Annotated in this window: 17 protein-coding genes; 1 reads left to right on the top strand and 16 read right to left on the bottom strand. The window is 62.1% G+C overall.

What is annotated here, in order from left to right; genetic code table 11:
* Positions 1-50: 50 nt before the first annotated feature.
* The 16 genes from dnaE to rpsB form a co-directional block, all read right to left on the bottom strand.
* Positions 51-3,575, bottom strand: coding sequence for a DNA polymerase III subunit alpha (dnaE, locus tag K4A76_RS05600; protein ID WP_161892720.1), 3,525 nt, complete (start codon positions 3,573-3,575; stop codon positions 51-53).
* A 176-nt stretch (positions 3,576-3,751) separates the two neighbouring features.
* Entirely contained in the window at positions 3,752-4,375 is a 624-nt protein-coding gene (gene rnhB, locus K4A76_RS05595; RefSeq protein ID WP_161892721.1) for a ribonuclease HII, read from the bottom strand.
* Between the two features lies 1 nt (position 4,376).
* Entirely contained in the window at positions 4,377-5,504 is a 1,128-nt protein-coding gene (gene lpxB, locus K4A76_RS05590; protein WP_274411710.1) for a lipid-A-disaccharide synthase, read from the bottom strand.
* A 1-nt stretch (position 5,505) separates the two neighbouring features.
* On the bottom strand, positions 5,506-6,282 hold the full coding sequence (gene lpxA, locus K4A76_RS05585) for an acyl-ACP--UDP-N-acetylglucosamine O-acyltransferase (protein WP_009686941.1): 777 nt from the start codon (positions 6,280-6,282) through the stop codon (positions 5,506-5,508).
* Complete coding sequence (gene fabZ / locus K4A76_RS05580) at positions 6,279-6,719, bottom strand: 3-hydroxyacyl-ACP dehydratase FabZ (RefSeq protein WP_004375427.1); 441 nt, start codon at positions 6,717-6,719, stop codon at positions 6,279-6,281. The genes lpxA and fabZ overlap by 4 nt, the downstream gene beginning before the upstream one ends.
* A gap of 113 nt (positions 6,720-6,832) precedes the next feature.
* Entirely contained in the window at positions 6,833-7,888 is a 1,056-nt protein-coding gene (gene lpxD, locus K4A76_RS05575; RefSeq protein WP_009686942.1) for a UDP-3-O-(3-hydroxymyristoyl)glucosamine N-acyltransferase, read from the bottom strand.
* Position 7,889: 1 nt separating this feature from the next.
* Complete coding sequence (locus K4A76_RS05570; protein ID WP_003252311.1) at positions 7,890-8,393, bottom strand: OmpH family outer membrane protein; 504 nt, start codon at positions 8,391-8,393, stop codon at positions 7,890-7,892.
* A gap of 44 nt (positions 8,394-8,437) precedes the next feature.
* Entirely contained in the window at positions 8,438-10,801 is a 2,364-nt protein-coding gene (gene bamA / locus K4A76_RS05565; RefSeq protein WP_009686943.1) for an outer membrane protein assembly factor BamA, read from the bottom strand.
* A 73-nt stretch (positions 10,802-10,874) separates the two neighbouring features.
* Positions 10,875-12,227, bottom strand: coding sequence for an RIP metalloprotease RseP (gene rseP / locus K4A76_RS05560; protein ID WP_125920124.1), 1,353 nt, complete (start codon positions 12,225-12,227; stop codon positions 10,875-10,877).
* A gap of 71 nt (positions 12,228-12,298) precedes the next feature.
* Complete coding sequence (gene ispC, locus K4A76_RS05555) at positions 12,299-13,489, bottom strand: 1-deoxy-D-xylulose-5-phosphate reductoisomerase (protein WP_029886982.1); 1,191 nt, start codon at positions 13,487-13,489, stop codon at positions 12,299-12,301.
* Positions 13,486-14,301, bottom strand: coding sequence for a phosphatidate cytidylyltransferase (locus K4A76_RS05550; protein WP_029886983.1), 816 nt, complete (start codon positions 14,299-14,301; stop codon positions 13,486-13,488). The genes ispC and K4A76_RS05550 overlap by 4 nt, the downstream gene beginning before the upstream one ends.
* Entirely contained in the window at positions 14,301-15,056 is a 756-nt protein-coding gene (gene uppS, locus K4A76_RS05545; protein ID WP_173887787.1) for a polyprenyl diphosphate synthase, read from the bottom strand. Before uppS ends, K4A76_RS05550 begins: the two co-directional genes overlap by 1 nt.
* Before the next feature lie 15 nt (positions 15,057-15,071).
* Entirely contained in the window at positions 15,072-15,629 is a 558-nt protein-coding gene (gene frr / locus K4A76_RS05540) for a ribosome recycling factor (RefSeq protein ID WP_029886984.1), read from the bottom strand.
* The gene (pyrH, locus tag K4A76_RS05535) at positions 15,626-16,369 is read right to left on the bottom strand and encodes a UMP kinase (RefSeq protein ID WP_009686950.1); all 744 of its coding nucleotides are present in this window, start codon (positions 16,367-16,369) and stop codon (positions 15,626-15,628) included. Before pyrH ends, frr begins: the two co-directional genes overlap by 4 nt.
* A 178-nt stretch (positions 16,370-16,547) precedes the next feature.
* Positions 16,548-17,411 (bottom strand): translation elongation factor Ts, encoded by an 864-nt coding sequence (gene tsf / locus K4A76_RS05530; protein ID WP_009686951.1) that lies wholly within the window; start codon positions 17,409-17,411, stop codon positions 16,548-16,550.
* 185 nt (positions 17,412-17,596) lie between these two features.
* Positions 17,597-18,334 (bottom strand): 30S ribosomal protein S2, encoded by a 738-nt coding sequence (gene rpsB / locus K4A76_RS05525; RefSeq protein WP_003252287.1) that lies wholly within the window; start codon positions 18,332-18,334, stop codon positions 17,597-17,599.
* Between the two features lie 283 nt (positions 18,335-18,617).
* Here rpsB and map point away from each other — a divergent pair, with 283 nt between their 5' ends.
* Positions 18,618-19,400: a type I methionyl aminopeptidase gene (map, locus tag K4A76_RS05520; protein ID WP_009686955.1), complete on the top strand. Its 783-nt coding sequence runs from the start codon at positions 18,618-18,620 to the stop codon at positions 19,398-19,400.
* The last annotated feature ends 29 nt before the right edge of the window (positions 19,401-19,429 follow it).

Below are 19,429 nucleotides of genomic sequence, written 5' to 3'. Positions count from 1 at the left end.
ATACCTTAAGGGATCAGGCGCATTCAGGTCGAGATTAAATTTTTGTCGGTTCAACGATATTGCAGGAAGACGTTCTCACGTCCGAACTGGTCACGCAGTGCCTGAATCAGCCCATCAGCAGGGTCGATCGCCCACTGCTCGCCGAACTGCAACATGGCCTTGGCGTCACTGCCGGTGTACTCCAGCGTGATCGGGCAGGCACCGCGGTGGCGGGTGATCAGTTCGCCCAGCCATTTCAGCCGGTCGCCCTTCAACGCTTCGTGCGCCACCTTCAGGCGCAGGCTTTCGGCCAGCTTGGTGCGCGCGTCTTCCATGGTCATGACCTGCTTGACCCGCAGGCGCAAGCCACCGGAGAAGTCGTCATTGCTGACCTCCCCTTCGACCACCACCATGGCGTCGGTCTGCAGCAACGACTGCGCCGCGATATAGGCGTCGGCGAACAACGAGGCCTCGATCCGCCCGGAGCGGTCATCCAGGGTGACGAAGCCCATCTTGTCACCCTTCTTGTTCTTCATCACCCGCAGCGCAATGATCATGCCGGCGATGGTCTGGGTTTCACGCGACGGTTTGAGATCGATGATGCGCTGGCGGGCGAAGCGGCGAATCTCGGTTTCGTACTCGTCGATCGGGTGGCCGGTCAGGTACAGCCCCAAGGTGTCCTTTTCGCCTTTCAGGCGTTCCTTGAGGGTCAGCTCGCGCACCTTGCGGTGGTTGGCGTAAACATCGACATCCGCCGCGTCGAACATGCCCCCGAACAAGTCGACATGGCCACTGTCCGCGGTATGCGCGGCCTGTTCGGCGGCCTTGATGGCCTCACCCAGTGCCGAAAGCAAGGTCGCCCGGTTGATGTCGATGTGGGCATGGTAGGCCTTGATTTCGTCATGGAAATGCGGGCCCAACCGGTCCAGCGCCCCACTGCGCACCAGCGCATCGAGGGTGCGCTTGTTGACCCGTTTGAGGTCGATGCGCTCACAGAAGTCGAACAGGTCCTTGAACGGCCCGCCCTGGGCACGGGCTTCGACGATGGCCTCTACCGGGCCTTCGCCAACGCCCTTGATAGCGCCCAGGCCGTAGACGATACGGCCGTCGTCGTTCACGGTGAACTTGAAATCGGAGAAGTTCACGTCCGGCGCATCCAGGCGCAGCTTCATGCTGCGCACCTCCTCCACCAGCACCACGACCTTGTCGGTGTTGTGCATGTCCGCCGACAGCACCGCCGCCATGAACGGTGCCGGGTAGTGGGTTTTCAGCCAGGCAGTCTGGTACGACACCAGGCCGTAGGCCGCGGAGTGGGATTTGTTGAAGCCGTAACCGGCGAACTTCTCTACCAGGTCGAAGATGTTGCCTGCCAGGTCCGCATCGATATTGTTGGCCACGCAACCTTCGATGAAACCACCGCGCTGCTTGGCCATTTCCTCGGGCTTTTTCTTGCCCATGGCCCGGCGCAGCATGTCGGCGCCGCCGAGGGTGTAGCCGGCCATCACCTGGGCAATCTGCATCACCTGTTCCTGGTACAGGATGATGCCGTAGGTGGGGGCCAGCACCGGCTTGAGGCCTTCGTACTGGTAGTCGGAGTGCGGGTAGGCCAGCTCGGCACGGCCGTGCTTGCGGTTGATGAAGTCGTCCACCATGCCCGACTGCAGCGGGCCGGGGCGGAACAGTGCCACCAGTGCGATGAGGTCTTCCAGGCAGTCGGGCTTGAGCTTCTTGATCAGCTCCTTCATGCCGCGCGATTCAAGCTGGAATACCGCCGTGGTTTCGGCCTTCTGCAACAGCTCGTAGGTTTTGCGGTCGTCCAGCGGGATGAAGTCGATATTCACGTCGGGCAGGTTTTTCTTGGCCTGCTCGCGGTTGATGATCTCCATGGCCCACTTGATGATGGTCAGGGTACGCAGGCCGAGGAAGTCGAACTTCACCAGCCCGGCCGCCTCGACGTCATCCTTGTCGAACTGGGTTACCAGGCCGCCGCCTTCTTCGTCACAGGCAATCGGTGAGAAGTCGGTGAGCTTGGTCGGGGCGATCACCACGCCACCGGCGTGCTTGCCGGTACCCCGGGTCACACCTTCGAGCTTCAGCGCCATGTCCCAGATCTCGCGGGCGTCCTCGTCACCCTTGAGGAAGTCACGCAGGATCTCTTCCTGCTCGTAGGCCTTCTCCAGGGTCATGCCCACTTCGAACGGAATCATCTTCGACAGGCGGTCGGCCAGGCCGTAGGACTTGCCCTGAACCCGTGCCACGTCACGCACCACCGCCTTGGCAGCCATGGTGCCGAAGGTGATGATCTGGCTGACCGCGTTGCGGCCATAAGCCTCGGCCACATAGTCAATTACCCGGTCACGGCCGTCCATGCAGAAGTCGACGTCAAAGTCGGGCATGGAAATACGTTCAGGGTTGAGGAAACGCTCGAACAGAAGGTCATAGGCCAGCGGGTCGAGGTCGGTGATCTTCAGCACATAGGCCACCAGCGACCCGGCGCCCGAACCACGGCCAGGGCCTACCGGCACGTCGTTGTTCTTGGCCCACTTGATGAAGTCCATCACGATCAGGAAGTAACCGGGGAAGCCCATCTGGATGATGATGTCCAGTTCGAACTTCAACCGGTCGAGGTAAACCTGGCGCTTCTCTTCGTAATTGGGCGTGGTTTCCTTCGGCCACAGGACCGCCAGGCGCTCTTCCAGGCCCTCGTGGGACACGTGCCGCAGGTAGTCGTCGATGCCCATGCCGTTGGGCGTGGGGAAGTCGGGCAGGAAGTACTTGCCCAGCTGCACCTGGATGTTGCAACGCTTGGCGATTTCGACGGTGTTGGCGATGGCATCGGGCAGGTCGCTGAACAGCTCGGCCATTTCCTCGGACGACTTGAGGTACTGCTGGTCGCTATAGCAACGCGGCCGGCGGGGGTCGTCGAGGGTCCAGCCTTCACCGATGCAAACCCTGGTTTCATGGGCGTCGAAGTCGGACTGCTTGATGAAACGCACGTCGTTGGTGGCCACCAGTGGCGCGCCCAACCTGTCGGCCAGGGCAACGGCAGCATGCACATATTCCTCGTCGCGGGCGCGGTTGGTGCGCTGCACTTCTACGTAGAAGCGCTCGGGGAACATGCCCATCCAGTCTTGCAGCAGGGCCTGGGCTTCGTCGTCACGGCCGGCCAGCAGGGCCATGCCGATGTCACCTTCCTTGCCGGCCGACAAGGCGATCAGGCCTTCGCTGGCCGGCGCGATCCATTCACGCTGCAGGATCACCAGGCCGTTGCGCTGGCCGTCGGTCCAGCCGCGCGAGATCAGCTCGGTGAGGTTGCGATAGCCTTTGGGGTTCATGGCCAGCAGGCAGATGCGCGACAGCGGCGCTTCCGGGTCGGCGCCGGCCAGCCACAGGTCTGCCCCACAGATCGGTTTGATGCCGGCGCCCATGGCCGTCTTGTAGAACTTCACCAGCGAGCACATGTTGCTCTGGTCGGTGATGGCCACTGCTGGCATGTTCATCCCGGCCAGCGCCTTGGCCAGCGGCTTGATCCGCACCAGGCCGTCAACCAGCGAGAATTCGGAGTGGACGCGCAGGTGAACGAAGGGAACCGACATGGGAGATCCTGTAGCAGTGCTGAACGACAAGGGCGGGATTGTAGCTTAATTGCGCGGGGGTTTTGGGGCTGCGTGTAGGAGCGGGTTTACCCGCGAACCAGGCGACGCGGTGGATGGCACCGGCTGTGCCGGTGTTCGCGGCTAAAGCCGCGCCTACAAGGGGCCCGCCCCATTGGTCAGACCAGCGAACCGATGACGCCCTCACGCGCGTCCCAGGCGGCCCGCACCGGTGCGAACGAACGCCGATGAATGGGCGTAGGCCCAAGCTTGGCCAAGGCCTCCAGATGTACCGGCGTGGGGTAGCCCTTGTGCCCGCCGATACCGTAACCCGGGTAGATCAGCTCGAACGCGCTCATTTCACGGTCACGGCTGACCTTGGCCAGAATCGAGGCTGCCGCAATCGCCGGGACCTGGCTATCGCCCTTGACCACCGGCGCTGCCGGCACGGCCAGTTTCGGGCAGCGGTTGCCGTCGATCAGCGCAAGCTTCGGTGTAACGTGCAGGCCTTCGACCGCGCGCTGCATGGCCAGCATGGTGGCCTGCAGGATATTGAGCCGGTCGATTTCCTCGACCTCGGCACGGGCGATACAAAAGCTCAGGGCCTTTTCGCAAATCTCGTCGAAAAGGGCCTCGCGCTTGGCTTGCGTGAGTTTTTTCGAATCGTTCAGGCCGAGGATCGGCCGGGTTGGGTCGAGGATCACCGCTGCCGTTACCACCGCACCGCACAGCGGGCCACGGCCCACTTCGTCAACGCCGGCGACCAGGTCTTCGACCAGGTTGAAGTCCAGTCCAAATTGCATGTCAGCGGTCCTTGAGCAGGGCCAGCACCGCCTCGGCCGCCTGATTGGAGGCGTCGCGGCGCAGGGTGCGGTGAATTTCGTCGAAACGTTCGGTCTGCCGGCTCCCATCGCGCAACAACGGTACCAGGGTATTGGCCAACGCCTCGCTGGTGGCAGCGTCCTGCAGCAGTTCAGGTACCAGCTCACGCTGCGCCAACAGGTTGGGCAACGACACGTAGGGGCTTTTCACCAGCCGCTTGAGAATCCAGTAGGTCAGCGGCGCCAGGCGGTAAGCCACCACCATCGGCCGCTTGTACAGCAAGGCTTCGAGGGTGGCGGTACCCGAGGCGATCAACACCGCGTCGCAGGCGGCCAGGGCCTGGTGCGACTGGCCATCGAGCAGCATCAGCGGCAACTGCCGCCCTTCGAGCATCTGCTCGACCTGCGCGCGCCGCGCCGCGTTGGCACACGGCAGTACGAAGCGCACGCCCGGTACGTGGTGGCACAGGCGCTCGGCAGCATCGAGGAACAACGCCCCCAAGCGGCCAACCTCGCCGCCGCGGCTGCCCGGCATCAGGGCCACCACCGGGCCCTCGCCCAGGCCCAGTGCGGCACGCGAAGCTGCGCGGTCGGCTTGCAGCGGGATGGTGTCGGCCAGCGGGTGGCCGACAAAGCGCACCGGCACGCCCTGCTCTTCATAGAACCGCGCCTCGAACGGCAGCAGGGTCAGCATCAGGTCGCAGCCTTCGCGGATCTTCAGCACCCGCTTCTGCCGCCAGGCCCAGACTGATGGGCTGACATAATGCACGGTCTTGATCCCGGCCTGCCGCAGTTTCAGCTCGATGTTGAGGGTAAAGTCAGGCGCATCGATACCGATGAACACATCCGGCTTTTCATCGATCAGGGTCTGGATCAGCAGTTTGCGTCGCTTGAGCAGCTCGCGCAGGCGCCCCAGCACCTCCACCAGGCCCATGACCGCCAGGCGTTCCATCGGGAAATAGGATTGCAGGCCTTCGGCTTCCATCAAGGGGCCGCCCACCCCGATAAAGCGTATGTCGGGGTGGCGCTGCCTGAGGGCACGCATCAGGCCTGAACCCAGAATATCGCCGCTGGCCTCACCGGCCACCAGCGCTACGCAAAGCCGGGCCATGTCAGCGAGTGATGCCGCGAGCGGAGTTCACGATCGACTGGCGGAACAGCTCGACCTCAGGGTGCAGCGCAGCAGGCTCGGCCAGCTCCTTGAGTGCGTCTTCGACGGTAAGGCCCTGACGATAGACAATTTTGTAGCAGCGGCGCAGCACGTGGATCACTTCGGCACTGAAACCGCGCCGGCGCATGCCCTCGAAGTTCATGCTGCGGGCTTCGGCCGGGCTACCGAAGACGGTCACGAAGGCAGGCACGTCCTTGCCGATCGCCGTACCCATGCCGGAAAACGCGTGGGCACCGATATGGCAGTACTGGTGCACCAGGGTGTAGCCGGACAGGATCGCCCAGTCGCCCACATGCACATGCCCGGCAAGGGCCGTGTTGTTGACCAGAATGCAGTGATTACCGATGACGCTGTCGTGGCCGATGTGGGCATAGGCCATGATCAGGTTGTGGTCACCCAGGGTGGTTTCGGCACGGTCCTGAATGGTCCCACGGTGAATGGTCACCCCTTCGCGGATCACGTTGTGGTCGCCAATCACCAGGCGCGTCGGCTCACCCTTGTACTTGAGGTCCGGGGTGTCTTCGCCAATCGACGAAAACTGAAAGATACGGTTGTGCTTGCCGATGCGGGTCGGCCCCTTCAACACAACATGCGGGCCGATAACGGTGCCCTCCCCGACCTCGACATCGGGGCCCACGATCGACCAAGGGCCCACCTCGACACCGTCGGCGAGCTTGGCCGAGGGATCGATGATGGCCCGAGGATCAATCGAATTCATAGGGAGCGTTCCGCGCAGGTGATTTCTGCCGAGCAGACCGGCTTGCCGTCGACCAGGGCGCGGCATTCGAACTTCCAGATCATGCTCTTGCGGCTGAGGAACTTGGCTTCCAGCACCAACTGGTCACCCGGCAGCACCGGCTGGCGGAAACGCAGCTTGTCGGAGCCGACGAAGTAATACAGGGTGCCATCGGCAGGCTTGGCATCGAGCATCTTGAAACCCAGGATACCGGCCGCCTGGGCCATGGCTTCGATGATCAGGACGCCCGGCATGATCGGGTGCGCCGGGAAGTGGCCATTGAAGAACGGCTCGTTGATGCTGACATTCTTGTAGGCACGAATGCTCTGGGCCTCGTAGTCCAGCTCCGTCACGCGGTCCACCAGCAGGAACGGGTAACGGTGAGGCAGGTATTCGCGAATCTCGTTGATGTCCATCATTTCGGGGGGAAGCCTGTAATAAGAATAGGGAGCGCAGGTGCTGACCGCACGCTCCTTTTGCAATCCAAAGAGGAGCCAGCTAGCGACTGTTCACTCTTGCTCAGGGAATGGTATCAGCCTTCTGATGCCGGCTGGCCACCTGAGGTCACGGTATCGACGCGTTTTTCCAGCTGCTGGAGGCGCTTGGCCATATCGTCCAGGTGGCGGATACGCGCGGCGCTCTTGCGCCAGTCAGCCAATGGCTGCATGGCCGTACCGGAAGAATAGGAGCCCGGCTCGGTGATCGAGCGGGTAACCATGGTCATTCCGGAAATGAATACGTTATCGCAAATATCAATGTGCCCCACCAGCCCCACGCCACCCGCCAGCATGCAGTGCTTGCCAATGCGCGTGCTGCCGGAAATACCGACACACGCAGCCATGGCGGTGTGGTCGCCGATCTGCACGTTGTGGGCGATCTGGATCTGGTTATCCAGCTTGACCCCATCGCCGATGCGCGTGTCCGACAACGCGCCACGGTCGACCGCCGTGTTGACGCCGATTTCCACATCATCGCCGATGGTAACGCCGCCAATCTGGGCGATCTTGCGCCAGATGCCCTTCTCGTTGGCGAAGCCAAAGCCCTCGCCGCCGATCACCGCACCCGACTGAATGACCACGCGCTTGCCGATGGTGACGTCGTGATACAACGTGACCCTCGGTGCCAGCCAGCCGCCTTCACCCACCACGCAACGGGCACCAATGAAACAATGTGCACCAATGCTCACGTTGGCGCCGATACGGGCGCCACTTTCGATGACCGCGAACGGCCCGATGCTGGCGCTGGCGTCTACCTGGGCATCCTCGGCCACCACGGCGCTGGGATGGATTCCCGCCACAGCCTTGGGTTTCGGATCGAACAGGTGGGAAATGCGCGCATAAGCCAGATACGGGTCGGCCACGACCAGGGCATTGCCGGCAAAGCTTTCGGCATCCGCAGCCTTGAGCAGCACCGCGCCGGCCTGGCAGTTATCCAGGTACTTGCGGTATTGCGGGTTGGCCAGGAAGGTCAACTGCCCGGGGCCAGCCTCTTGCAAGGTGGCCAGCCCGGTAATCTGCAGCGCCTCGGGCCCCTTCAGGGTGGCACCGAGGGCCTCGGCCAGTTGGCCTAGCGTCATGGTCACACTCATATCAACGGGCTTGGTTCATGCGCTCGATGACCTGGCGGGTGATGTCGTACTGAGGTTTGACATCGATAACCGCGCCACGCTCGAGAACCAGGTCGTAACCGCCTTTCTTGATCACTTCCTCGACAGCGCCATCCAGCTTCGGCTTCAGCTGCTTGAGCATGTCACGGTCGGCAACGGCCTTGGCTTCGTTCAGCTCCTTGGACTGGAACTGGAAGTCGCGGGCTTTTTGCTTGAACTCGAGCTCCAGGCGCTCACGCTCCTGCTGCTGCATCTTGTCGCCGCCCTTGATCAGCCGGTCCTGGATACCCTTGGCGCTGCTTTCCAGGCTTTTCAGCTTGGTCAGTTGCGGGCCGAATTTCTTCTCGGCATCCACCGCGTACTTCTTGGCGGCGTCCGATTCCAGCAGGGCCATCTGATAGTTCAGCACGGCAACCTTCATTTCGGCGAAAGCCGGGGTGGCGACCAGCGCCGCGGCCACTACGGCCAGTTGAGCCAATTTACGCACGATGCACTCCTGGATAAACCGTTGTCGTTAAGCAAGGGCCGACCTTAGAAGGTCTGGCCCAGAGAGAATTGGAACACCTGGGTATCGGCATCGTCCGGCTTCTTGACCGGCATTGCCAGGCTGAAGCTCAGCGGGCCCAGTGCAGTAATCCAGGTCACACCCAGGCCGACCGAACTGGCCATGCCCGAGAAGCCGACCTTCTCGCAATCAGGCTTGCTGCCGCAATTGGTGTCGAACACGTTACCCACATCCCAGAACACGGAGGTGCGCAGCGAACGCTGGTCCTTGACGAATGGCAGCGGGAACAGCAATTCGACGCCACCTTGCACCAGCACGTTACCACCGAACGGCAACGGATCCTGATCCGGGTCGGCGATGGTACCGGGCTTGCCACCTGGGTTGCCTTCACCGCGGCTTGGGGTACTGCGTGGGCCCAGGCTGCTGTCCTTGAAGCCGCGGACGGAGTTGAAGCCACCCGCGAAGTAGTTCTCGTAGAACGGCAGGCCGGAGGTGCTGCCATAACCATCACCATAGCCCAGCTCGGTGTGCAGGCGCAGGGTGTAGTCGTTGGTGATCGGCTGGAACAGCTGGCCACGGTAGTCGAGCTTGAAGAACGACAGGTCGCTGCCCGGAATGGTCGATTCCAGGGTCAGGCTTTGCGAGTGACCACGGGTCGCCAGCACACCTTTGTTCAAGGTCGACTCGGACCAGCCGATCGATGCCTTGAAGTTGAGGAAGTTGTCGCCTTCCTGGTCGAGGAAGTCGAAGATCTCGTCAACGGTGTACTTGCCGGTCTTGATCTTGTCCTGCTGCACGCTCAGGCCGTAGGTCAGGCGCGAGGTTTCGCTGATCGGGTAGCCCAGGCTCACACCTGCACCGAGGCTGTCCACCGCATAGCTGGCCACGTCGACATCGAGGTCATCGTAGTTGGTGCTGCGGTAGAAGGCGTTGTAGCCCAGGCTCACGCCGTCGGCAGTGAAGTAGGGATCCACGAAGCCAAAGTTGTAGCGGGTCTGGTATTCCGAACGGGTCAAGCCGATGGACACCTTGTTACCGGTGCCGAGGAAGTTGCTCTGGCTGATCGAACCACCCAGGATCAGGCCCGCGCTCTGGGCGAAACCGACGCTGGCGGTGATCGAACCGGAGGCTTGCTCCTCTACGCTGTAGTTGACATCGACCTGGTCATCGGTGCCCGGCACCGGTGGGGTCTCGACGTTCACTTCCTTGAAGAAGCCCAGGCGCTCGAGGCGGGTCTTGGACTGGTCGATCAGGTAGGTCGACGCCCACCCGCCTTCCATCTGGCGCATTTCGCGACGCAGCACTTCGTCTTCGGTCTTGGTGTTACCGCGGTAGTTGATGCGGTTGACGTAGGCACGCTTGCCCGGGTCGACCACGAACATGATGTCTACCGTGTGGTCCTGTTCGTTCGGCTGTGGCACGCCGTTGACGTTGGCGAAGGTATAGCCCTCGTTGCCCAGGCGGCGGGTGATCAGCTCGGACGTGGTGGTCATCACCTTGCGCGAGAATACCTGGCCAGGCTGCACCAGCAGCAGCGACTTGACCTGGTCTTCCGGCACCTTGAGGTCACCGGACAGCTTCACGTCGCGAACGGTGTACTTCTCGCCTTCGTTGATGTTGACGGTGATGTAGACGTGCTTCTTGTCTGGCGTGATCGACACCTGGGTCGAGGCGATGTCCATGTTGATGTAGCCGCGGTCCAGGTAGTAGGAACGCAGGCGCTCAAGGTCACCGGACAGCTTTTCGCGGGCGTACTTGTCGTCGTTCTTGAAGAACGACAGCCAGTTGGTGGTTTTCAGCTCGAACAACTGGCCCAGGGTATCGTCGTCGAACACGTTGTTGCCGACGATGTTGATGTGCTGGATGGCCGCGACCGTGCCTTCGTTGATCTTGATCTTCAGTGCCACGCGGTTGCGCGGCTGCGGCACCACCTCGGCGTCGACCTCGGCCGAGTAGCGGCCCTGGGCCACGTACTGGCGCTGCAGTTCGTTACGCACGCCTTCAAGGGTGGCACGCTGGAAGATCTCGCCTTCGGCCAGGCCGGATTGCTTCAGGCCTTTCATCAGGTCATCGGTGCTGATCGCCTTGTTGCCTTCGATCTCGATGCTCGACACCGACGGGCGCTCGACCACGTTGATGATCAGCACATTGCCATCGCGGTTCAACTGGATGTCCTGGAAGAACCCGGTCTTGAACAGGGAACGGGTCGAGTCCACCAGGCGGCGGTCATCAGCCTGGTCACCGACGTTCAGCGGCAAGGCACCGAACACGCTGCCGGCGGATACCCGCTGCAGGCCGTTGACGCGAATATCGGAGATGGTGAAGGACTCGGCGTGAACTTCAGCGATCATCAGTGCGGACATGACCGCAGTTAGCAGCAGACGTTTCATGAAGTCCTTTTATTCCAACTGGCAATAAACAACCCGCCGTGAAAAAACGGCGGGTTCGCAATTGAGCGAAGCTTTATAGTCGACCCAGATCGTTGATCAGGGCGAGCAACATCACCCCTATGACCAAACTGATACCGATCTGGACCCCCCAACCTTGCACCCGATCCGACAGCGGACGACCGCGCGCCCACTCGACCAGATAAAACAGCAAATGCCCCCCATCGAGTACCGGGATGGGCAGCAGGTTAAGAACCCCCAGGCTTATGCTCAGGTAGGCGAGGAAATTCAGGAAATCCCCGATGCCGGACTGGGCTGAAGCGCCCGCCACTTTAGCAATGGTTATCGGTCCACTCAAGTTTTTTACCGAGAGCTCCCCGAACAGCATTTTCTTCAGCGATTCGAGGGTAAGGACACTCATGTTCCAGGTGCGCGACAAGCCCTCGCCCACCGCCTCCAGCGGGCCATAGCTGACTTCGCGAAGCATGCTGGCAGGCCATTCGCCACCTTTGACCCCGGCGCCCAGGTACCCGGCAACGGCCTCGCCCTCGCCCTTGTGGGCCAGGACCACCGGCACGTCGAGGGCAGCACCGTCGCGCTCCACGCGGACCTGCACCTTGGCATCCGGCCGGGCACGTACACTGTCGACCACCTGCTGCCATTCGGTCACGGCAACGCCGTCGACCGCCAGCAGCTTGTCACCGCTCTTTAGGCCCGCAGCGGCAGCCGGCCCTTTCGGGTCGATCTCGGCCAGCACCGGCGCAATCGCCGGGCGCCATGGGTGCAGCCCAAGGGACTGGATCGGGTCTGGCTCATCGGCGCCCTTCAACCAGCTGTCCAGCTTGACCTGCAACTGGCGCTCGGCACTGGCGCCATCGTCGCGCACGCCAACCTGTAAGGTGCCGCTCTCGCCCAGGCGCCGCACCAGCTGCAGGTTGACCGCCGCCCAACCGCTGGTCGGCTTGCCGTCCACAGAGACGATTTCCTGACCTGCGGCCAGCCCGGCGGACGCCGCCAGGCTACCGGCATCGACGCTACCAATGACCGGACGAACCTGTTGGGTACCCAGCATCGCCAGCAGCCAGAAGAAGACGATTGCCAGCAGGAAATTGGCGATCGGGCCGGCCGCGACAATGGCGATACGCTGGCCTACCGGCTTGCGGTTGAACGACTGGCCGAGCAACGCCGGCGGCACATCACCTTCGCGCTCGTCGAGCATCTTCACGTAGCCGCCCAGCGGGATCGCCGCCACGACGAACTCGGTGCCATGGCGGTCATGCCAGCGCAGCAGCGGCGTGCCGAAGCCCACCGAAAAACGCAGCACCTTCACGCCACAGCGGCGCGCGACCCAGAAGTGGCCGAATTCATGAAAGGTCACCAGCACCCCCAGGGCCACGAGGGTGCCGATAATCATGTAGAGCGCTGTCATGTCCATCTCCGAATGATATTCAGCGGGGCGGGGCAATACCCTGCCCCCTCACGCACCGTAGCGAGCCTGCATCAGCGGCCGTGGCGGCGCAGCCACTCCCGGGAAAGCTCCCGGGCCCGCTGGTCGGCGGCGAACACCGCGTCCAGGGAAGGCAGGGGCACCACAGGTTCCTGCTCGAGTACCTGTTCGATCATACCCGCGATCTCCGGGAAGCGAATACGCCGCTCGAGAAATGCTTGCACCGCCACTTCGTTGGCGGCATTGAGCACGGCGGGGGCACTGTTGCCGGCTTCGGCAGCCTGCCGCGCGAGGCGCAGGCAAGGGAAGCGTTGTTCGTCGGGCGCCTGGAAATCCAGACGGGCGACGGCGAACAGGTCCAGCGGCGCCACCCCGGAGTCGATCCGCTCGGGCCAGGCCAGGGCGTTGGCGATCGGGGTGCGCATGTCCGGGTTGCCCAGCTGGGCAAGGACCGAGCCATCCACGTAGTCGACCAGCGAGTGGATCACGCTCTGCGGGTGCACCACCACTTCGACCTTGGCCGGCGCAGCATCGAACAGCCAACAGGCTTCGATCAGTTCCAGCCCTTTATTCATCATGCTGGCCGAATCCACGGAGATCTTGCGCCCCATCGACCAGTTAGGGTGCGCACAGGCTTGCTCCGGGGTCACCCCCATCAGCGCTTCGACGGGCGTTTCACGGAACGGGCCACCGGAAGCCGTCAGCAGGATCCGCCGCACCCCCACCGCACTCAGACCACGGGCATAGTCGCCAGGCATGCACTGGAAGATAGCGTTGTGCTCGCTGTCGATCGGCAGCAGCACGGCGCCATGGCGCCGCACGGCGTCCATGAACAGGGCCCCCGACATCACCAGCGCTTCCTTGTTTGCCAGCAGGACCTTCTTGCCCGCCTCGACAGCTGCCAAGGTGGGCCGCAAGCCGGCAGCCCCGACGATCGCCGCCATCACGGCGTCCACTTCGCTTGCCGATGCCACCTGGCACAGCCCGGCGTCGCCTTCGAGCACCTCGGTTGCACAACCGGCCGCCGCCAGACCTGCACGCAACCGCATGGCCGCTTCACTGCTCGGCACCACGGCGAACGCCGGGCGGTGGCGCACGCACAGGGCCAGTAGTTCGTCCACACGCGAATAGCCACTGAGGGCGAACGCCTGGTAGCGATCAGGGTGCCGGGCAATCACGTCCAGGGTGCTCAGGCCGATGGAGCCGGTGGCACCGAGCACGGTGATACGTTGCGGGCGAGTCACATGACACCCCATTCGGCAGCCCACAACAACACGGCAAAGATCGGGATCGCCGCCGTCAGGCTGTCGATGCGGTCGAGCACACCGCCGTGGCCGGGAAGCAGGTTGCTGCTGTCCTTGATGCCGGAGCGGCGCTTGAACATGCTCTCGGTCAGGTCACCGACCACCGAGGCCATCACCAGCAGCGCAGCACCCAGCAAGCCCAGCAGCACCTGACCAACGCCCCAGTCGCGGCTTATGCCCACCCCCAGGGTGATCAGCAAGCTGACCGCCAGGCCGCCATACACGCCTTCCCAGCTCTTGCCGGGGCTGACCTGCGGGGCCAGCTTGCGCTTGCCGAATGCACGGCCAGAGAAGTAAGCGCCGATGTCGGCAGCCCACACCAGCACCATGACCGAGAGAATCAGCCAGTTGCCCAGCGGCCAGTGCTTGAGCAGCACCAACCCCTGCCAGGCGGGCAGCAACACCAGCAGCCCTATCAGCAGCCGGCAGGCAGCACTGGCCCACAACTCGCTGCTGCGTGGATAGGTCAGCACCAGCCAGGTCGCCAACCCCCACCAGATCACTGCGGCGCCGAGCACCCAGGGGGCCAGTTCCGGCAGGATGTACAGCAGCATCAGCGCCCCGGCCACCACCAAGGCGTAGGCAATGCGCAGTGGCTGGGCCATCAGGCCGGCCAGGCGCGCCCACTCCCAGGCACCGAGGGTCACTACGAAGCCGATGAACAGGGCAAAATCCCCACCGTTGAGCAGGAAGAAACCACCCAGCGCAATCGGCAGCAGGATCAGCGCGGTAATGATGCGTTGTTTAAGCATTAAGCACGAGCTCCAGCCTCGACCTGCTCGCTGGTCTTACCGAAGCGGCGCTGGCGCGAAGCGAAATCGGCCAGGGCATTACGCATGGCCTCGTGTTTGAAGTCCGGCCAGTACAGGTCGGAGAAATACAGCTCGGCATATGCCAGCTGCCACAGCAGGAAATTGCTGATGCGATGCTCGCCACCGGTGCGGATGCACAGGTCCGGTAACGGCAGTTCACCGGTTGCCAGGCACGTCTGCAGCAGGCCAGGGGTGATGTCGTCCGGGCGCAGGTGCCCGGCTTGCACTTCCCGCGCCAGCCGTTGCGCGGCCTGGGCAATGTCCCACTGGCCGCCGTAGTTGGCAGCGATTTGCAGGATGAAGCGGTTGTTGCCGGCGGTCAGCGCCTCGGCCTCACGCATGGCAGCCTGCAGCTCCGGGTGGAACCGCGAGCGGTCACCGATGATGCGCAGGCTGATATTGTTTTCGTTGAGGCGCTTGGCCTCACGGCGCAGGGCCGAGAAGAACAGTTCCATCAGCGCACCGACTTCTTCGGCCGGGCGCTGCCAGTTTTCACTGGAGAAGGCGAACAGGGTCAGCACCTCGACCCCGGACTGGGCACAGACTTCGATGACCGCGCGAACGGCGTCGACACCCGCCTTGTGCCCGGCAACGCCGGGCAGCAGGCGTTTTTTTGCCCAGCGGTTGTTGCCGTCCATGATGATCGCGACATGACGCGGCACCGAGGACGGCACCGCTGGCTTGGTCTTTTCCATTAAAAAACCCCGGCCTCAGACGGCCATCAGGTCCTTTTCCTTGGCCTTGAAGGCAGCATCGACCTCGGCAACGAACTTGTCGGTCAGCTTCTGGATGTCATCAGCGGCGCGACGCTCTTCGTCTTCGCTGATTTCCTTGTCCTTGGTCAGCTTCTTCAGGTCGGCCAGGGCGTCGCGGCGCACGTTGCGCACGGCTACCTTGGCGTCTTCGGCAACAGCGCTGGCCTGCTTGGTATAGCCCTTGCGGGTTTCCTCGGTCAGGGCCGGCATCGGCACGCGAATGGTGGTACCGGCGCTGGACGGGTTCAGGCCCAGGTCAGAGGTGAGGATGGCTTTTTCGATAGCCGCGCTGAGGTTCTTGTCGTGGGCGACGATCTTCAGCGTGCGGGCATCTTCGACGGTGATTGCAGCCACCTGGTTCAGCGGCATCTCGCTGCCCCACGCAGTGACCCTGACGGTATCCAGGATGCTTGGGTGAGCGCGACCCGTACGGATGGCCGCCAGGTTGCGAGCCAGGGCCTCGAGGGACTTGGTCATGCGCTCCTGCGCGTCTTTCTTGATGTCGTTGATCATTTCTGGACTTCCTCGATCAGAGTTCCTTCCGCGCCGCCATGCACGATGTTCAGCAAGGCGCCGGGCTTGTTCATGTTGAAGACGCGCAGCGGCATCTTGTGGTCGCGGCACAGGCAGATTGCCGTGAGATCCATTACCCCCAGCTTGCGATCCAGCACTTCATCGTAGGTCAGATGATCGAACTTCTCGGCATGCGGGTCTTTGAATGGATCTGCAGTGTATACACCATCGACCTTGGTTGCCTTCAATACCACGTCGGCATCGATTTCGATGGCGCGCAGGCAAGCGGCAGAGTCGGTGGTGAAGAACGGGTTGCCAGTACCGGCGGCGAAAATCACGACTTCCTTGGCGTTGAGGTGACGCATGGCTTTGCGACGGTCGTAATGATCGGTGACACCCACCATGGAGATCGCCGACATGACGATGGCAGTGATGTTCGCCCGCTCCAGCGCGTCGCGCATGGCCAGGGCATTCATCACGGTGGCCAGCATCCCCATGTGGTCGCCGGTAACACGGTCCATGCCGGCTGCACTGAGCGCCGCGCCACGGAACAGGTTGCCACCACCGATCACCAGGCCTACCTGAACACCGATACCGACCAGTTGGCCGACTTCCAGCGCCATGCGATCCAGGACCTTGGGGTCGATCCCGAACTCTTCCGAGCCCATCAGGGCCTCGCCGCTAAGTTTGAGTAGAATGCGTTTATAGCGAGCCTGATGACCACTGCCCTGCTGAGCCATTGCGAATCTCTCCTGCGGCGTTTGTAAAATTCTGGCGGGCTGCTTGAGCCTGCTTGTAACTGTAACGTGACGCAACGGTTGCGTCCGCGAGCAGCGGTTTCTGTAAACCGCTCCCGCTTTGACAAAGAGGCTGCGCGCGTGAGCGGGCAGCCTCTTTGGGGCGACAGACGGGGCTGTCTTACTGCTTGGCAGCAGCTACCTGAGCGGCAACTTCAGCAGCGAAGTCGTCGACTGGCTTCTCGATGCCCTCGCCTACTTTGAAGTAGGTGAAGGAAACGATTTCAGCACCGGCTTTCTTGGCCAGCTCGCCAACTTTGACTTCCGGGTTCATGACGAAAGCCTGCTCTTTCAGCGAGGCTTCAGCCTTGAACTTGGTGATACGGCCGTTGATCATGTTCTCAACGATGTTCTCTGGCTTGCCGGCGATCTTGTCAGCGTTCAGCTGCAGGAACACGCCCTTCTCACGCTCGATGGCCTCGGCGGAGATTTCCGACGAATCCAGGAACTCAGGGTTCGACGCAGCCACGTGCATGGCGATGTTCTTGGCCAGCTCGACGTCGCCGCCGTTCAGGACAACAACGGCACCGATCTTGTTGCCGTGCAGGTAGGCACCGACAACGTCACCCTCAACGCGCACCAGGCGGCGGATGTTGACGTTCTCGCCGCACTTGGCGACCAGGGCTTCACGAGCAGCTTCACGCGAAGCGATCAGCGGCGCAGCGTCGGTCAGCTTCTGGGCGAAGGCTTCTTCGAGGCTTTCAGCAACGAAGTTCTTGAAGTCGTCTTGCAGGGCCAGGAAGTCGGTCTGCGAGTTCACTTCCAGCAGAACGGCGGATTTACCGTCGGTCTTGACCGCGATAGCGCCTTCAGCAGCGACGTTGCCAGCCTTTTTGGCGGCCTTGATGGCGCCCGAGGCACGCATGTCGTCAATGGCTTTTTCGATGTCGCCGCCGGCCTTTTCCAGGGCCTTTTTGCAATCCATCATGCCTTCGCCGGTACGCTCGCGCAGTTCTTTGACCAGCGCTGCAGTAATTGCTGCCATTTCAAAATCCTCTTGGAAAGTTTTTCAACCATTCCACCCGTTGGTCACGGGCGTTAAATTCTGCAAATCCGCTGCTTGTGTTCCAGCAGGCCCATGATGCGGGGCCGATGCTGACAGCAGGATTTCAAGGTGGCAAAAAGGGGGCAGAGCCCCCTTTTCGCGTGCCAAGTAGACGCTAGCGCCTATTACTCAGCAGCAGGTGCAGCCGCTTCTTCAGCGTAGACTTCAGTGCCGCCGGCAACGTTGTTGCGGCCGCGGATGACGGCGTCAGCCATCGAAGTCATGTACAGCTCGATAGCGCGAATGGCGTCATCGTTACCTGGGATGATGTAGTCAACACCTTCCGGGCTGCTGTTGGTATCGACAACGCCGATAACCGGGATACCCAGTTTGTTGGCTTCGGTGATCGCGATGCGCTCGTGATCAACGTCGATAACGAACAGAGCGTCTGGCAGACCACCCATGTCCTTGATGCCGCCCAGGCTGCGATCCAGTTTTTCCAGGTCGCGGGAGCGCATCAGGGCTTCTTTCTTGGTCAGCTTGGCGAAAGTGCCATCTTCGGCCTGGGTTTCCAGGTCGCGCAGACGTTTGATCGAGGCGCGGATGGTTTTGTAGTTGGTCAGCATGCCGCCCAACCAACGGTGGTCAACGTATGGCGAACCGCAACGAGCAGCTTGCTCGGCGACGATCTTGCCGGCGGAACGCTTGGTGCCGACGAACAGGATCTTGTTCTTGCCCTGGGCCAGGCGCTCTACGAACGACAGAGCGTCGTTGAACATTGGCAGGGTTTTTTCCAGGTTGACGATGTGGATCTTGTTACGCGCGCCGAAAATGTACTTGCCCATTTTCGGGTTCCAGTAACGGGTCTGGTGGCCGAAGTGCACACCGGCCTTCAGCATATCGCGCATATTGACTTGGGACATGATAGTTCCTTGATAAGTCGGGTTGGGCCTCCACGTATCCCAATGACCAACCCGCGAATTCTGCAACTCGGGGCACCCAGGTCATCGTGTCGACACGTGTGTGGGTTAAATGCTGACGGGGTCGTGCCCGAAAGCGGCGCATGTTATACCACAGACCGCGAGCAAACGGAACCCGGGGGAAAAACAGCTGCAAGTGGCAAGTGCAGCTTGCAGCCTGACGCTCTGATAGAATAAGCCCTTTCCCGTTTGTTCGCGCCGTGCACGGCGCCGTAGAGAGCCTGTAATGACCGTTACCATCAAGACCGCAGAAGACATCGAAAAGATGCGCATCGCTGGCCGCCTGGCCGCCGAAGTGCTGGAAATGATCGAGGAACACGTCAAGCCCGGCGTCACCACCGAAGCGCTGGACCGCCTGTGCCACGACTACATCGTCAATGTTCAGCAGGCCATCCCGGCGCCGCTCAACTACAAAGGCTACCCGAAGTCAATCTGCACCTCGATCAACCATGTGGTCTGCCACGGCATCCCCAACGACAAGCCGCTCAAGGACGGTGACACGCTGAACATCGACGTCACCGTGATCAAGGACGGCTACCACGGCGATACCAGCCGCATGTTCCATGTCGGCACCGTGCCGGCATGGGCCGAGCGCCTGTCCAAGGTGACCCAGGAATGCATGTACAAGGCCATTGAACTGGTCAAGCCGGGGTGCCGCCTGGGCGACATCGGTGAAGTGATCCAGAAGCACGCCGAAAAGAACGGCTTCTCGGTGGTGCGTGAATTCTGCGGCCACGGTATCGGCAAGGTGTTCCACGAAGAACCGCAGATCCTCCACTACGGCCGCGCAGGCACGGGCATGGAACTGAAGGAAGGCATGACCTTCACCATCGAACCCATGATCAACCAGGGCAAGGCCGACACCAAGGTGCTGGGCGACGGCTGGACCGCCATCACCAAGGACCGCAAGCTCTCGGCCCAGTGGGAGCACACCCTGGTAGTGACTGCGACCGGCTACGAGATCTTCACCCTGCGCAAGGACGATACGATCCCGCGCACCTCGGCCTGATCCCGGCCAACCCACGACAGGAACGTGAC

It is taken from the genome of Pseudomonas sp. NEEL19 (assembly GCF_028751975.1).
GTDB classification, from domain to species: domain Bacteria; phylum Pseudomonadota; class Gammaproteobacteria; order Pseudomonadales; family Pseudomonadaceae; genus Aquipseudomonas; species Aquipseudomonas juntendi.
This window is presented reverse-complemented; position numbering and strand designations above follow the sequence as displayed.

Bases quoted from the DNA above. Each gene is read 5' to 3' on its own strand.
- rnhB (WP_161892721.1), bottom strand. From the start codon at position 4,375: ATGCAATTTGGACTGGACTTCAACCTGGTCGAAGACCTGGTCGCCGGC.
- rseP (WP_125920124.1), bottom strand. From the start codon at position 12,227: ATGACAGCGCTCTACATGATTATCGGCACCCTCGTGGCCCTGGGGGTG.
- lpxB (WP_274411710.1), bottom strand. From the start codon at position 5,504: ATGGCCCGGCTTTGCGTAGCGCTGGTGGCCGGTGAGGCCAGCGGCGAT.
- rpsB (WP_003252287.1), bottom strand. From the start codon at position 18,334: ATGTCCCAAGTCAATATGCGCGATATGCTGAAGGCCGGTGTGCACTTC.
- fabZ (WP_004375427.1), bottom strand. From the start codon at position 6,719: ATGATGGACATCAACGAGATTCGCGAATACCTGCCTCACCGTTACCCG.
- K4A76_RS05550 (WP_029886983.1), bottom strand. From the start codon at position 14,301: ATGCTTAAACAACGCATCATTACCGCGCTGATCCTGCTGCCGATTGCG.
- lpxD (WP_009686942.1), bottom strand. From the start codon at position 7,888: ATGAGTGTGACCATGACGCTAGGCCAACTGGCCGAGGCCCTCGGTGCC.
- dnaE (WP_161892720.1), bottom strand. From the start codon at position 3,575: ATGTCGGTTCCCTTCGTTCACCTGCGCGTCCACTCCGAATTCTCGCTG.
- map (WP_009686955.1), top strand. From the start codon at position 18,618: ATGACCGTTACCATCAAGACCGCAGAAGACATCGAAAAGATGCGCATC.
- pyrH (WP_009686950.1), bottom strand. From the start codon at position 16,369: ATGGCTCAGCAGGGCAGTGGTCATCAGGCTCGCTATAAACGCATTCTA.
- bamA (WP_009686943.1), bottom strand. From the start codon at position 10,801: ATGAAACGTCTGCTGCTAACTGCGGTCATGTCCGCACTGATGATCGCT.
- uppS (WP_173887787.1), bottom strand. From the start codon at position 15,056: ATGGAAAAGACCAAGCCAGCGGTGCCGTCCTCGGTGCCGCGTCATGTC.
- tsf (WP_009686951.1), bottom strand. From the start codon at position 17,411: ATGGCAGCAATTACTGCAGCGCTGGTCAAAGAACTGCGCGAGCGTACC.
- frr (WP_029886984.1), bottom strand. From the start codon at position 15,629: ATGATCAACGACATCAAGAAAGACGCGCAGGAGCGCATGACCAAGTCC.
- lpxA (WP_009686941.1), bottom strand. From the start codon at position 6,282: ATGAATTCGATTGATCCTCGGGCCATCATCGATCCCTCGGCCAAGCTC.